Source organism: Robertmurraya korlensis NBRC 107688 (assembly GCF_001591645.1).
In the GTDB taxonomy this organism is placed as follows: Bacteria; Bacillota; Bacilli; order Bacillales; family Cytobacillaceae; genus Robertmurraya_A.
Genome location: NZ_BCVH01000061.1, coordinates 1 through 881, shown reverse-complemented (window position 1 = coordinate 881; position 881 = coordinate 1). Strand labels below are relative to the sequence as shown.

Here is an 881-nt window from a genome sequence, read left to right as displayed (position 1 = left end):
CCCCCAGGAGTCAAGCACCCTCCGCTCCAATCAACAGGTATATTCTTAAAACGTTGACTCAAAACCCGTTTAGAGTCAAAGTCAAGCACCTTGCCAAGTCCAAGTTGCCAGTTTCTTTAAATTCATGGCAGCAAAAGTAAGCATCGCCTGCACGGACAATTTTATAAGACCTCGTAAGGTTGTCCATTGCATACCATGCTTTTCCTTCGCATCAGCAAATACACGTTCAATTGTCTCTTTGCATTTTGCATATATTTGTTTTATTTCAACAGAGTGACGCAGGTGCTCTGCCTCTTCTACATATGCTTCCCAGATGTGTCGCTGAATCAGTTTTTGGTGATTTTTACTTTCTGTACATTGGGATAGAAATGGACAATCTGCACAAACACTGGGTTTGATTTATATTGTCGATATCCTTCCTTCGTGGTAGTGGTATACTTTAACGGTTGCCCTTGCGGACATAGATAGCAATCAAAATACTCGTCATACACATAATCTTGTTTTTTGAAGATGGATTCATGATAACGACGTTTATAATTTTTACCGAAGGTAGAGAAGTGAGGCACTTCTGTATAGAAGCCAAATCCTAAAAACCATCGATAAGCCACATTGGTTTCAATCTCTTTTATGGTTTGACGCATGGAACGAATCCCAAATATGTATTGTATAAACACCATTATAAATAAAACGATTGGATCAATACTTGGACGTCCTACCTCCGAATAAAGGTCTTTCACCAACAGATAGATATGAAAAATCAATAGCTGACTCTGCTTGCGAACTAAATGATCTTGTGGAACTAATTGATCCAATAGCTAGCATTTCTAATTGTTCACGTTCATTAAACTGATTTTTTGTCATCATGGTTGGTCACCTCTAGG

At 38.7% G+C, this 881-nt stretch carries 1 pseudogene; it reads right to left on the bottom strand.

The annotated features are described in order from the left end of the window. Positions 1-81: 81 nt before the first annotated feature. Positions 82-864, bottom strand: a pseudogene (locus tag BKO01S_RS24155) (transposase). Positions 865-881: the final 17 nt, after the last annotated feature.